Source organism: Endozoicomonas sp. YOMI1, from assembly GCF_024606345.1.
In the GTDB taxonomy this organism is placed as follows: domain Bacteria; phylum Pseudomonadota; class Gammaproteobacteria; order Pseudomonadales; family Endozoicomonadaceae; genus Endozoicomonas.
Genome location: NZ_JAHHPM010000293.1, coordinates 1 through 12709, shown reverse-complemented (window position 1 = coordinate 12709; position 12709 = coordinate 1). Strand labels below are relative to the sequence as shown.

Sequence of the window (12709 nt, the reverse complement as noted above, 5' to 3'; positions counted from 1 at the left end):
TATTGCGAGGAATTCCAACGAAGATCCAGCTGTTCAAAATGGCTGCGCAGTTCATATTTAGAAGGTGGAATTGGTATAACATCACCGCCAGTGGCTCTGAGGTGTGCGCACTCCGCGGCTGTTCAAAGTCATATTGCCATCGGCTGTCTGCAAACCCTGGGCAACAGCGGTTAACTGCACGCAGCGCTCCAGGGGGTCTGCGCCACATGGACCTGCCTGTATCTGGTAATTGCCACTTTCAGACTCTACAGGGCTCGTGGTGTCAAATCCTAAATCAGCCAGATTAGCCGTGTATCTCAACATCTCGGTGTAGTACCGTTCCTGCTGCTGCATGACGTTCGTCAGCATGGCAACGCCCTCACCTCTTCTTGATTCGGTGGCATATTGATGATAGCTGGGCAGCATAATGGATGCCAAAATACCAATAATGGCCATGGCAATCATTAGTTCAATCAAGCTGAAACCTTTATTAACCTTATTCATCGGTTCTCTCCGGAACTGTCGGATAACGGGTATGGAGCCAATGGTTCTTAATCAGTAAAAAGAGCCCGTCTGTTTTTTTCTTTTTTGAGAAAATTACATTCCAGTATTATTCAAACGGATGGCTGTACTGTACATGTACCTTGGCGTCTGATCATCCAGTGTCAAACTCCCACTGTGGAGCAGGTTATAGGTTCTGGACCTTTTATCAAAAACACGTGATTCCTTTCCGGCACTGACCAGGACACCAAAACGTATACCTAAAACCTGTCGCCAGTCTCTCACCCCTGAGGCTGTCACATACTGGTTAATATCTTCTTCCCCCGTCGGGGCAATCCCATAAAGTGCCTGCAACCGCTCCACGCCCTGAACCAGTGCCAGGGCGTTAGCCCGCGGATTGCCCGTTAATGGATCATAACCACGGCAAAACAAGGTATTAATGTTATCGTTTGAATGGTCCCGGGCCACAAAATAAACATCCGCTGTCAATGCACCCGGGACAACGGTTGCTCCCGTACAGTCCTGAAGCTGACCATTGTCACTATTCGGCACCGGCTCATATTGAATGGCAACCCGATCACTGTTGGTACCACCACCGTCAATGGTGCAAATCGCCCCCCCTTCACATCTGCCCAGATAGAAAGGTTGAGTTGGATCTGCTCCGATCTTGGATCTGTAGCCGGCTCTGCGAAACTCAGTACTCATGATATACAAACTATGACGTCCATTTTCCTGAGCCGTGGCAATAAACTCGTTCACACTGGCGGAGCGACTATTGTTCACCATTAACTGTAAAGCACTGCCTGCGACAATCAGCCCCAAAACAAAGGCCAGCATCATTTCTACAATGCTGAATCCCTGTTGATGATTAATTACGTTAGTCACTGGCATTATTCAATTCCTGTTGTACCTGAATTTAACCTGCTGACGATCCTCAAGAACACCTTTTTCCGATCCCCTTGCGCCCCAGGAAACCAGGATTGTGACTTTATCCGTCGGCCCGCAGGAACCATAACACTGAATGTCCATTTTCGGTTCGATCATGGTATTTGCACTGCTACACATCAAACCATGCATATCAAACGACGCCATTAGATCAGCATCACATGTCGTACCAATACAATAGGGAGGAGAACCCTGGCAGAAGGAATCCAAATTAGCGGAGGCTGCTGATGATTCTCTAACATAAGTTGGCAGCCCGTCAGGGTTTAACCTCATTAACTCAGCAGTGGCATTGGCCATCCATACGGCCTGAGATCGCTGAATTGCGTCATGATTCGCTCGAATGGCCTGGCTTTGCATACCAGTAAGCGCCATTACCCCCCCGGCAAAAATCAGCACGCCGATCATGACTTCAACAAGACCAATACCTTTTTGCCGGAAAGGTCCGGGTTGCCGTCCTGTCTTGTGAAAAGCCGCAACCGAAAGGGAACCTGTTTCTGCATTTGTGGGCCTGGCATTTATGGGCCTGATATGGTCGGTCATAAACAATTCGCACCCTCCCGCTTCCGAATCAACCCTGATCCTGAAATATTCACCAGCCGCTGGAATATTGGTCTTTTTGGCACAGAGCATAAAGTGAAGATGCCCTGTTGAACTGCACTGCCTCTGGGCCTGAAACTGAGCAGCGGGGCATTGCTGTGCCAATGAATTTCAACGGGACTGCTGACCGGGTTATACACCCGAATAATGTCTTCCCCCCAGTCAATGCTGTTGTTGCCATTGCGGTTAACGAAAACAACCCAGCCATCTGCCCAGTTCGTCCCGGCCTGGCACGAATTTCCTGTTGTGGAGCGACAGACGCTAACGGTTACAGCGCGCTTGATCGCTTCACTTCTGGCCAGAACTGCACTGGAATAGATCCGCTGATTCACGTAATCAAGTTTGAATTTTTCAGCAACCTGCCCCATGGGAACCACCAAATTAACCATGATGGCTATCAGGACAATTGTGATCATCATCTCTATAAGAGTGAAGCCACGGTTGTATTTATGGTTTAACGCTGTTTGAAGAAATAACAAACCCACATACTTCCTTGTCAAGAATGCCTTTATTTAAATCTAGGTGTGTGTGTTAAACAGTCGTTCAGAAGTCGATAGACGGTACAAATATAAAGATAAAAAATAGCAATAGTCAGAATCCGTGTTTTATTTCCAGCACGCTTCCGGGGCCAGGACGCCTAAATGATCCACAGTAAACTGTGTACAACCTGAATCCGTTGCCTGAACACCATTGCCCAGAGCCTTCGCTGTCAGGGTAAATGAAGAAGTGTCTGCTTCAACGCTAAGGGTGTAATAACCTTCAGGAGAACCACTTCCACCGAGCTTATCCATGGAGTCCGTATAGGCATGGTTGACGGAGTACCAGCGCTCCTGGGCAGCAGCAGCTGCCGTCAGGGCGGCCCAGGCATCGCTGCGCCGAACTTCATACATATATTGGCTATAGGTGGGGTAAACGATGCCTGCCAGAAGACCAATAATGGCAACAACAATGATCAGTTCGGGTAATGAAAAACCCTTTTCATGACTCTTTATCACTGGCTTAGCTGTAGTCATATCAATCAATCCATGGAATTCTGAAAATCTGCCACCAGCTCTGCCGTCCTTCCGAGCTGAAACTGTAATCAAGGTTTGTTGAACGAATACTGCCTCCAGCCCCCTGAGTCACTGCAGTCAGCTTCCCTCTTTCCCCCTGATGGACCACCGGAGAAGAAGCATAACCAATCCCCAGACTCACCTTATTCAGCGCACGCTCAAGCTCCAGACTATCAACGGGTACACTGCCCAGAACGGCATCAGGCGATGCGGTACCGGTCAGGTAATGAACGGCATAGAATGCGCTTGTACCATCAATGGAGCAACTGTCCGCAGGTGGGCGGTACTCAGTAAACAGGATTTGGGAGAATAACCTGGCAGCGCTGCTCACACTCCGCCCGGCTGGGTCAGAGCCATCAACACTAAGGGGCAGCTTCCATCCCCCCTGCTCAGCGACCACCGCCTGTAAGGTGCCAAAACTGCTGATGATTTGGGAGCCTACCGTAAATGGCGTATAGGAGGAGTCTGACTTCTGCCGGACATCGCCATTGGTAAATACAGCCACATCCCCCACATTGACCAGATTACTCTGGCTGACGGATGCATAAGTAAATTGCCTGGAGCTGTTTAACGGTTCCTGAACACCATAGAAATAGTTGGCCGCCGTACTGCGATTGTCACCATTGGTCAGCAGCCGTCCTGTTCCAGAGTATACCCAGAAACTGTTGTCATCAGTGACCGTCATGGGGGGCGCCATAATCGGCTGCCCGGCATCCATAAACACATTCAGGCTGGAGTTCTCCAGCACCGATGTCAGCCTGAGCCTCATCAGCTTCCCAGTCAAACTGACACCTCCGGTCTCAACCGTGCCGAAGTAAACGGCATCATCCTGGTAATCCCGGTCCCAGTCTTCAGCAACCATATCTCCTGCATAAGCCGTGGAATAAGAGGTCGCCAGGGGGTCAAAACCGGCAACAAATTTCTTATTACTCAGATCATAAACAAAAACCCGTAGATTCTGATCCGACGTTCCCTGCTCCAGGGCTGATCTCAAAGCAGCAGAACTGCTGCCTGCTGGCCCGGAGCCAAACACCAGGTACCATTCGTTTTGTACCGGGTTGCTCCAATCGGTCTCGCCATTAACATCCGTACCGGCTTCCCGCCTTTTAATCAGCGCAGGCCGTGAGGTTGTGAAACCCAGATCAGCATGGGTAATTTCAGCCAGTAATTCAGGTGGTTGCTCGGGGTCAGTAATATCCAACACCACCCAGGCCGAGCGCATGGTGCGACTTTCGCTGTCGATGGTGACATCAATATTACCCCCACCCAGTCTCATACCTACCACCAGAACCGTTCCCCAGCCACCAGGATGAATACTGTCATCAGGGAAGATATTGGCATCGAAGACCAGGGGTTCTGAATCCATGTAATACACATGGGGGTAATCGGTCTCAGTGAGCCAGCGAAGGTGGGGTAACAGGTTCATTGGTGCATAGCTCCAGAGCTCTGAACCCAGCGGATGCTGTACCTCACCATTACTGGATGTGCGCTCATAGCGGTAGGAACTCTCTTCCCAGAACCCGCCATTAAAGGCATGAATCAAACCATCGTTGGCACCAACGTAGAGCACATGCCGCCGATTAAGGTATTGATTGCGGAAGGTTCGATAGCTGCTGTCGTTATAATAGACGTCATAACGGCTATCGGGTGCTGCCACCAGTCTGGGTGTTGAGTGAACAATGTCCCCAAGGCGCCAGACATCATCAATACCATCTTCATCAAAATCGATGGTACGGGAACGGGTCCCGGCCTGCTCTTCTCCCCGAACATAGTTAACGACAGTAGCGACTTCACTGACAGAGACGCCCAGATAGCCCTCCTTTCCAGTAAAGGTTAAGGGCATAAAAGGCAGCTGCTCGCCATCATCCACCTGCTGATTATTATTGATATCCAGCCAGGTCAGCATATGTCGGCCACCGGAGGCGAGCGCATTATAGGTTCTCTGATTGGTCAGATCACTCAATAAGGCCAGCTGTTCTCTGGCATCCCAAATCGTCTCCAGCGAAGCGAGTGATTTCAGCGGACCATCGGCTACCTTGGTGACACCAAAGTCGTCAGAAGTGTAGCGCTGGACCATTGTCTGACCCGCATTTGGATCAAAAAACAGTTCAACAATCTTATCCGAGCTGTAGTCATCCAGTTGGGCATTCCCATTGCCATCTTCCCGGATATAGCCTTTGCTATCGATAAACAACGAGTGGAGAATGCCTCCCCAGGTCACCGACTTGCCATTGATATCAAGGCTTGGCTGAAACAGTGCCTGATAGATCGCGCCAGTGCCTGTAGAGCTATTGGCAAACAGCGCCGCATTCGTTGCCGAAGAGACCCGACTGGAAATATCCTCCAGTACCTGCCCCAACTGACTGGCAAGCAAGGCTGGATTTCTGGCGAAAAAATAGTTATCTGGCAAGCCATCCGAGCCAAGGGCTCCAGTTACATTATTTCTATTGTCCCACTCCCGGTGATCGCCGCTATCCGCAATGCCATCCCCATCAGCATCATGATTTGGGCTGCCATCGCCATCAAGATCGATAAAACCACCGTATTTTGCAGCAAGAAACAGCGGTTTGGGTAACACGCCAGCAGCCGTTCCGGAAGCGGTAAAATCAGTGACCTGAAATGCCGTTGTTCCCTTATAGGCGTAATTACTTTGCAGTCCATCACTCCCCGAACTCCCGGTGACGGTGTAAGAGAAGCGCATATTCAGACCGGCAAATACACCATCCACCTGCACAGCCACCCTGACTTCATTGGCATTAAACCCGGAGGTATTCAGAGTGCTGTCTGCCGTTAGGTTGCATTGATTGCCTACACAAAACTTGATTCTGGAAGACGCATCGTAGTCATAATCGTTACCCCAGAGAGAATCCTCCCAGGTAAACAGCAGAGTCCCCTCAACCACCTGCCCAGCCCCATCCAGTATCAGTTCCTCAACCACTACGTCGGTCAGCGTGCAATCACTGCCACTGCCGGAAAAATTACCGCTACCACTGCCAAAATTTGCACTGGTCTGACAAACCGGCTGAAAAGTAAATAGCCTATCCTCCGCATTCAGGGTAAAACCGGGCATGGTTTCGGCCAGCTCTATGGCATAGGTTTTCACTTTCTGATTGCCATCAAGATCCAGTCGCAGGTCTGTCGTGTTGCCATGAAAAGCCAGTCCGGACACTTGATAGCCACCTTCCAGCTGGGGAATTTCCGGACACAGGCCCACAGCATCGGAAAGACCAGATAGATACTTAGCAGTACATTGACGTGTACTACCCGTCCCCCCCACTAGATAATGACCGGCAAAACTACCACCATACTCATGATCCCCGACTTCATCAGTTTTACTGTTGACAGAGCTGGTTCCCGTCATACCCGGAAGATCTGAGCTACTGGACAGCTGATCCGTATCGAATGAGTTCAATCCCGTCGATAAAACAATGATCGAACAGTTGGCACAGGCATTATCTGTTGACATTGGATTCGCCCAGCTTTCTCTGGACAGATCACTGACAAAGGCTCTGTCATTGCTGGTGTCGAAGCCACTGGTAGCCGTAGTTTCTCCGGCAAAGTAACGAAGTGCTTCCAGATACAGTTCCGCCAGAGGGTTCCCCCACATACTGCAATGACGTGAAGAGTAGGTGCCTCTGCTGGATTTAAACGCTGATACAGAAATGCCGTAGGTATTGCAGTCCGTATATTTATTTTGGGAGAAACTGTACTTCGCCAGCCTGAATTGATTGATGTTATGAATAATTCCTTCAACACGGGTAAAGCGTCCGGAAGAAAGCTCTATTTCATCATCAGAACTCTGGGCATTTCCGGCAATTTTGCTGATATTTCGTCGCAGTACACCACCGGAAATATTTTTATCATAAGAGCCACTGATTAAACCAAAACGGATATCCCCTGACTCACCATACTGCTGAAGCAACCCTACGGGCTTACTCTTGCCAGTGCCGTAAAGCTTACAGCGATCCGTATTAACAGCGTCTTTATCTGTTACGCAAGCCTCAACATAAACATCGTTCGTTGTTAATCTGTACCAAGTAGAAGGACTGTTCTGTGCGCTCCACTGGCACTGCTTTACTTCAGTGGAAGCCCAACGCGGCCAGGCCTCCCTGGCAACCCTGACTTCAGGAGTGCCATTTTCGGAACCGGCAACATTACAGAGACTGATCTCACTGTGGGTATAGGGCGTAAAATTCTCGGTAGGAATGCCCGAATCACTACTTCTATAAATTTTGACAAACGCATGCACATCCCTGGGGATATAAGCCCGTTCCAGTATCGTTTGATTATCAGTATCCGTTGATCTTTTTCCGCCAAAAAGTACCGTTCTGAGGATGTCCATCCGTGTCATGGTGGCCCAGTTCAGAAAGTTACCACTCCAGGGAGCCTGAGAAGTGGTGCAATAATGCCCGTGATCACCTGTGGCTTGGGCTACCGGTGAATAGCGCCCGGAAGCGTATTGATAGCACCAGTTACTGTCGAAGTACCCCAGATAGTCAAAGCTATCCACATAGCTAGTATCCAACCGGCCATCCGAATCCAGGTCCGTATAATCACTGTACGCTTTTTTAAAAAGTTCATGGTCAACAGACATCACCAGCATAACCAGTGGTTCCGAGGTGTTACTGATCAAGGGGGGCGTTGCTGCATAATCACTGGAAACCGCTTCAGCATTGGCCCCAAAAGAAAACAGCAACAGCAGTCCGAACAACATGACCTGCCTGAAAGTAAAACCATGTGAGGTATATCGATCCATGATCACCTCCACTTACCTGTTAATATTCCACAACTGACTCAAAATCAGCTGCTTTTTTTATACGACGATTGGAGCATTACCCGCGAATCACCCGAACCGCCGGTAGCCAGAGCGGTAATCCGATAGAACTGAGCCCAGTCCACACGATTGGCCGGATCTGGTAAAGGCCCTGACGCTTCTTTGGCGATATAGCAGCGAAATTCAATAATATATTTGGCCTGAGCCGATATACCGCTGATGGAAACTGTCGTTAGTCTGTGTCGACCGTTATCACTCCACAAGGTCCCAGTTAACCATGGCTCGGAAACACCCGGGTCACAGCTGCCAATATCGTCAATATCGCTTCCGGCAAAACAGTACCCATTGTCACAATTCACGCCAAAGCTGGATAAGGCCAGTTCATTGTCGGCAATAAAATTTTCCGCCTGTTTTAACGCCGCCTCTGCCGCATAAAATGCCATCTGCTGATCCTGATAATTACCACTCATCTTCTCTTCAAGCGTTGCCATTTTTACGGTGGTCAAACCAGCAACGGTAATAACCAGCAACATCACCAGACTGACCAGCAATACACTTCCTTTCTCACCTATTTCCGGATTCAGTAAACTGCTTTTGCAGAAGGATTCAGTACGTCGTCTGATTCCTGATATATTTAAAAAGATCCCCATTATAGCCCCCGGTTCCTTAGCTTAATGGTTTTCATAAAGCTCCGGCGAACGTATAGATCATTTGGTAGCACTCGCTGGCCAGCAAAGAAATAGGCCTGAGCTTCCGGGGCCACTTCAGTGAAACTCCGAACCAGCAGTTCAAGCTTGACCGTAATAATGCGCCGCCACTCATCGCTGTATGGTGTTATTTCACCAGCGGTCATATACCGGTTGGCAACCCCGTCATTATCACTGTCCAGCCCATAGCGAATACTCAACCCTTCAATGCCTTCAACCAGCGCTTCTGTATTGATGCTATTGCCACTGGCGTATTCACCCGCCAGTTTCCGATACAGTACAGGTACGTTATTACTTTCCCTCAGATAGAACGCATAAGACTGCAATGGTGCCAGTCGTGATCCCCGGTGGTTGATATTGCCGGAACCAACAGTACTGCCATGACAACTGAAGTTACCCTGTAACTGACTGATACAGTTATACAGGCTGCCACTACCTGCAGCCGGATGAGTCACCACACTACTGGTTGTTGCAGCCCCTGCCCGGAAAATGGAAACCTGTCCACAATCTGATGAAATCAGCGCCAGAAGATCACCTTCATCATGGCTACGGCTTTCAGCCAGTGTGACCGAAGCAGTGCCAGTATTATGGCCACTGACCAGAGCAGACTGATTGCTATCAACACTGTGGATAATAATGGCTTCAGAGATAGCATTACTGTCCAGCTGTTGTTTAACACTGTTGCCAGAAGGAATGCCCAGAACACCTTTATCAAAATGCATCATCCACTGACGATTATCGCTTTCGGAATAGAGTAAATTGGCCAGGTTTGCCTGGGCAGGACAGCCGGTATATGCCGCAGTACTGATACTTTGCCCCAGAATATCCAGGGCCAGTCGGCCATTTTCCTGAACCCGTGCCAGTTCATCCTGCAATGCCCACGATCGGCTGGATGCCAGGACCAGGTGGCCAACCCCGGTAAAAAGAACCAATCCAAGGGCCAGGGCAATCATCATTTCAACCAGTGAGAATCCTTTCTCAATCCGCTTCATAGTATCCCTCTTAATACCACATCACTCAGGGGGACCCTGTTGCCCATATCCGGAAAACTCAGACGAATGATATAAGTTCGAACACCATCGCTGTCCTGGTAGGTAATTGAACCCTTGCTTTCCGGAACCTGGCAGGTCAGCTGAAACTTCCATTGCAAAATATCGTAGGCCGCCATCTCCTGAGGAGTGCAGCTTCCAGCTTCGCAGCTATTGGGATAGGCGCTGTCAATGCATTGGCTGTATTCAAGCTCATTCAAACCTACCCGATAACTGGTACCGCTTCTGGCCAGACTGCTGTTAGCCTGAATACGATCCAGCATATCCGTAGCTAAAAAGGTAGCTTGTGATTGCACATAGGCCGACTGGTTATACTGCAGACTACTGCTATGCACCCCTGCCATACCCAGAATGCCAATAGTGATCACCAGAAGGCTGATCAATACTTCAATCAACCCTACTCCCCGGTTTTTTTGCTCAGGGCTTTTGTCACCACCATGAACACCCTTCAACCACATGCTCCCCGCTCCTCCGTCCGGAGACGTCCAGACATGCTGATGATAATCGCTTTGGCATCACTGTTACTGTCCTGGTCACAAACCTGAAAAGTACCTGATTGACTAGTCTGTCCACGGCTATTGAAGCGAAGGCTATAACCACGATTCCACAGGATTGAGATAAACTCTGATTGCCCTGAAACACGGCGAAGCAACCGGTCACTGTCGTTCAACAGACCATCATCACGTTCATCGGTAAAAATAAGCCAGCCATGATGCCAGCCAGAGTTACTTTCATCACAGGTCAGGTCATCCATGGTACTGCACAATGAAACAGTCCGCTGTCGCTTGACAGCCTCAGATCTGGCCAGCATCAAACTGCCATACAGTTCATCTGCCACATTATCGATCCGGTTATTTACAATAAGGGTTTTCATGCTGGGTGCAGACGCTGCAATCAAAATAGCCGCAACGGACAAGGAAACCAGCAACTCAACCAGAGAAATACCCATTGCTTTCGAAGGGCTAAACCTGCGATGGGGAGAATGACCAGACCAAAAATAATGCTTGCCCTCATACGTTGTATGACAGCTGGCAGCATAATGTGCTGAAAAACAATGCTCAACCTTGTACTTCATTGCCCAATCCTTGGCACTCAGTCTCACTCAATATTTTGCTCTACCCAGTCACCAAAAGTTGTCACTCACACTGGATCGGCAAGCAAGCTTTCAGGCGATAAAAAGCCGCGTTTGTCACTCCATTATTATTGAACCTGCAGACATAAAGTGGTTACGTTTATCCTATTAATGGCTTTTTTCCTTTGACCAATGGTTCAAGGTACCCCATAAAACAACAACGTGCCAAAAACAGGAGATCGCATATTAATCAGTGCAATACAGCTCATCGCTGTTCATTACCATTGATCAATCTTGCCTCGTTCCCATGCTCTGCGTGGGAATGCATATCAGAATTAGAAAACTGATCTGGAAATAAAAGTGGATAAAGTGTATCCGGCATCTATTCTTGTGATCTCACCCATTGTTTGCAGGTGTCAACTATGAGAATAACTGGAAACATCCCCACAAGGTTTACTTTGACTTTCCTGATTTTATTGTCCATGTGTTCTTATGCTGAATCTGAAGCAGTAGAGAAACCAATGGTACCAGAAGGGAATTACTCACTTTCCAATAAGTGGGATATGAGTAGACATCGACTGGAAGCCTTGCAACAGATTCTTGATTCTCAGTCGCAGGCCAGTTTGAAACCTTACCTGAAGATGGGCGGTCATTTCCTGGAGATAGGTCCGGGTATGGGGTCAATGAGTCAATTCCTCGCGGAATCTTCAGGAGAGAACGGGAAAGTCATCGCACTGGATATTGATGATCGCTTTCTTAATGAAGTGGCGGCAGTTGCCCCTCAGATTGAAGTTATTCATGAAGATATCACTGATTACGATCCCGGCGTCAACAGGTTTGACCTGGTTTTTATCCGACTCGTGTTTATGCATCTGACTCAGAATGACAATTATGCGCTCATCGCCAAACTGGCCCGATCATTGAAGCCGGGTGGCTATCTGGTCATTGAGGACTTTGTTGATGGTGGAAATGTAAACCGGTTCCGCGAGTTTGGAAAAATTGATACGAAGCTTCCCGATTATGCGGTGGATGCATATCACAGAATGTCAAAACATATTGACTTTGATCAGGGATATCTGCTGGCAGATATGATGTCAGAGGCCGGTCTGGTTAATGTAGATGCAGAGATATCCTATAAACGTGTTCAGGGTGGTGATAATGCTTATGGTCGTTTGATGTACCTTTCTTTCAGCCAAGTCGAACCGTACTTAAAGGAAATACCGGAACATGACACATTATTTCCTTTAATTCAGGCTGCCTGGATGAACCCGGATGTCCATTGGTATGACCATGCAAGGGTTATTTCCGTTGGTCAAAAAAGTCCCTGAGATACCACTTGGTTATGAGTGACTATGGTGACATGTGACTGACTGTCATCACAAAGTGGGTTTTACCAGTGCAGTGCTGCTGATTATCGGCAATGTCATTGGAGCTGGTACGTTCACCATATCAGGTCTGATGTTAAGTCAGGTCGGTCACCCTGTCTTGGTATTGTTAATCTGGTTAATTGCCGGCGTGGTCATGCTTTGTGGTGCGGCCTGTTATGGAGCCTTGGCAAGGCAGATACCGGAATCCGGAGGTGAATACCTTTTCATTTCCAGAATAATTTATCTAATTTCCGATCAGATAGTCATGAAGCAACTAAACATCAGCTCCTTGCCGTCCCCTGCAGATTGGCATATTGACGGTCTCTCAACCGGTTTTATCTGGGCATTCTTTGCCTATTCAGGCTGGAACTCCGTAATTTACGTTGCCAGCGAGCTAAAAGCGTCTCAACAAAACTGAAGAATGAGAATATTAACGTTCTATTCTGGCCCTATGCCCCAGCGATTTTTATTGCCTCTGTCACTTTCTGTGTCACCTACCATATATATATGCATCCTATATACAGCCTCACTGGATTGGTGCTGGTTTTGCCTGGCTTGTTGTTCTGGCTTCTTGGAAAAAATACAAAAGCAAATGTGGTTAAAGAAAAAGGCTAGGAGGCTGTCCGAGAATAGCGCCCGTAGCGAGGATTGCGAGAAATTGAGGAT

The 12709-nt window shown here is 48.5% G+C and carries 12 protein-coding genes; 2 read left to right on the top strand and 10 right to left on the bottom strand.

Annotation, left to right across the window (positions count from 1 at the left end; genetic code table 11):
• Positions 1–81: 81 nt before the first annotated feature.
• The 10 genes from KDK15_RS10315 to KDK15_RS10265 form a co-directional block, all read right to left on the bottom strand.
• On the bottom strand, positions 82–483 hold the full coding sequence (locus KDK15_RS10315) for a type IV pilin protein (RefSeq protein ID WP_306800304.1): 402 nt from the start codon (positions 481–483) through the stop codon (positions 82–84).
• Positions 484–576: 93 nt separating this feature from the next.
• Positions 577–1371, bottom strand: a complete 795-nt coding sequence (locus tag KDK15_RS10305; RefSeq protein WP_257295275.1) for a PilW family protein — start codon at positions 1369–1371, stop codon at positions 577–579.
• 3 nt (positions 1372–1374) lie between these two features.
• Positions 1375–1965, bottom strand: coding sequence for a type IV pilus modification protein PilV (gene pilV / locus KDK15_RS10300; RefSeq protein ID WP_257295274.1), 591 nt, complete (start codon positions 1963–1965; stop codon positions 1375–1377).
• Entirely contained in the window at positions 1962–2501 is a 540-nt protein-coding gene (locus tag KDK15_RS10295) for a GspH/FimT family pseudopilin (RefSeq protein WP_257295273.1), read from the bottom strand. Before KDK15_RS10295 ends, pilV (KDK15_RS10300) begins: the two co-directional genes overlap by 4 nt.
• 126 nt (positions 2502–2627) lie before the next feature.
• Complete coding sequence (locus KDK15_RS10290; protein ID WP_257295272.1) at positions 2628–3035, bottom strand: type IV pilin protein; 408 nt, start codon at positions 3033–3035, stop codon at positions 2628–2630.
• A 1-nt stretch (position 3036) separates the two neighbouring features.
• Positions 3037–7830, bottom strand: a complete 4794-nt coding sequence (locus KDK15_RS10285; protein WP_257295271.1) for a pilus assembly protein — start codon at positions 7828–7830, stop codon at positions 3037–3039.
• A gap of 44 nt (positions 7831–7874) precedes the next feature.
• Complete coding sequence (locus KDK15_RS10280; protein ID WP_257295270.1) at positions 7875–8498, bottom strand: PilX N-terminal domain-containing pilus assembly protein; 624 nt, start codon at positions 8496–8498, stop codon at positions 7875–7877.
• On the bottom strand, positions 8498–9547 hold the full coding sequence (locus KDK15_RS10275) for a PilW family protein (RefSeq protein WP_257295269.1): 1050 nt from the start codon (positions 9545–9547) through the stop codon (positions 8498–8500). Before KDK15_RS10275 ends, KDK15_RS10280 begins: the two co-directional genes overlap by 1 nt.
• Positions 9544–10062: a type IV pilus modification protein PilV gene (gene pilV, locus KDK15_RS10270; protein WP_257295268.1), complete on the bottom strand. Its 519-nt coding sequence runs from the start codon at positions 10060–10062 to the stop codon at positions 9544–9546. Before pilV (KDK15_RS10270) ends, KDK15_RS10275 begins: the two co-directional genes overlap by 4 nt.
• Complete coding sequence (locus tag KDK15_RS10265; RefSeq protein ID WP_257295267.1) at positions 10053–10679, bottom strand: GspH/FimT family pseudopilin; 627 nt, start codon at positions 10677–10679, stop codon at positions 10053–10055. The genes pilV (KDK15_RS10270) and KDK15_RS10265 overlap by 10 nt, the downstream gene beginning before the upstream one ends.
• A gap of 419 nt (positions 10680–11098) precedes the next feature.
• Between KDK15_RS10265 and KDK15_RS10260 the strand changes: the two genes are divergently transcribed.
• Both KDK15_RS10260 and KDK15_RS10255 read left to right on the top strand, forming a co-directional pair.
• Positions 11099–12004 carry a class I SAM-dependent methyltransferase gene (locus KDK15_RS10260; protein ID WP_257295266.1) on the top strand — a complete coding sequence of 302 codons (906 nt, stop codon included), beginning with the start codon at positions 11099–11101 and terminating at the stop codon, positions 12002–12004.
• Positions 12005–12059: 55 nt separating this feature from the next.
• Positions 12060–12461 (top strand): amino acid permease, encoded by a 402-nt coding sequence (locus KDK15_RS10255; RefSeq protein WP_257295265.1) that lies wholly within the window; start codon positions 12060–12062, stop codon positions 12459–12461.
• The last annotated feature ends 248 nt before the right edge of the window (positions 12462–12709 follow it).

Coding starts and splice junctions, on each gene's coding strand:
- KDK15_RS10265 (WP_257295267.1), bottom strand. CDS start 10,679: ATGAAGTACAAGGTTGAGCATTGTTTTTCAGCACATTATGCTGCCAGC.
- KDK15_RS10275 (WP_257295269.1), bottom strand. CDS start 9,547: ATGAAGCGGATTGAGAAAGGATTCTCACTGGTTGAAATGATGATTGCC.
- KDK15_RS10305 (WP_257295275.1), bottom strand. CDS start 1,371: ATGCCAGTGACTAACGTAATTAATCATCAACAGGGATTCAGCATTGTA.
- pilV (WP_257295274.1), bottom strand. CDS start 1,965: ATGACCGACCATATCAGGCCCATAAATGCCAGGCCCACAAATGCAGAA.
- pilV (WP_257295268.1), bottom strand. CDS start 10,062: ATGTGGTTGAAGGGTGTTCATGGTGGTGACAAAAGCCCTGAGCAAAAA.
- KDK15_RS10290 (WP_257295272.1), bottom strand. CDS start 3,035: ATGACTACAGCTAAGCCAGTGATAAAGAGTCATGAAAAGGGTTTTTCA.
- KDK15_RS10280 (WP_257295270.1), bottom strand. CDS start 8,498: ATGGGGATCTTTTTAAATATATCAGGAATCAGACGACGTACTGAATCC.
- KDK15_RS10285 (WP_257295271.1), bottom strand. CDS start 7,830: ATGGATCGATATACCTCACATGGTTTTACTTTCAGGCAGGTCATGTTG.
- KDK15_RS10260 (WP_257295266.1), top strand. CDS start 11,099: ATGAGAATAACTGGAAACATCCCCACAAGGTTTACTTTGACTTTCCTG.
- KDK15_RS10315 (WP_306800304.1), bottom strand. CDS start 483: ATGAATAAGGTTAATAAAGGTTTCAGCTTGATTGAACTAATGATTGCC.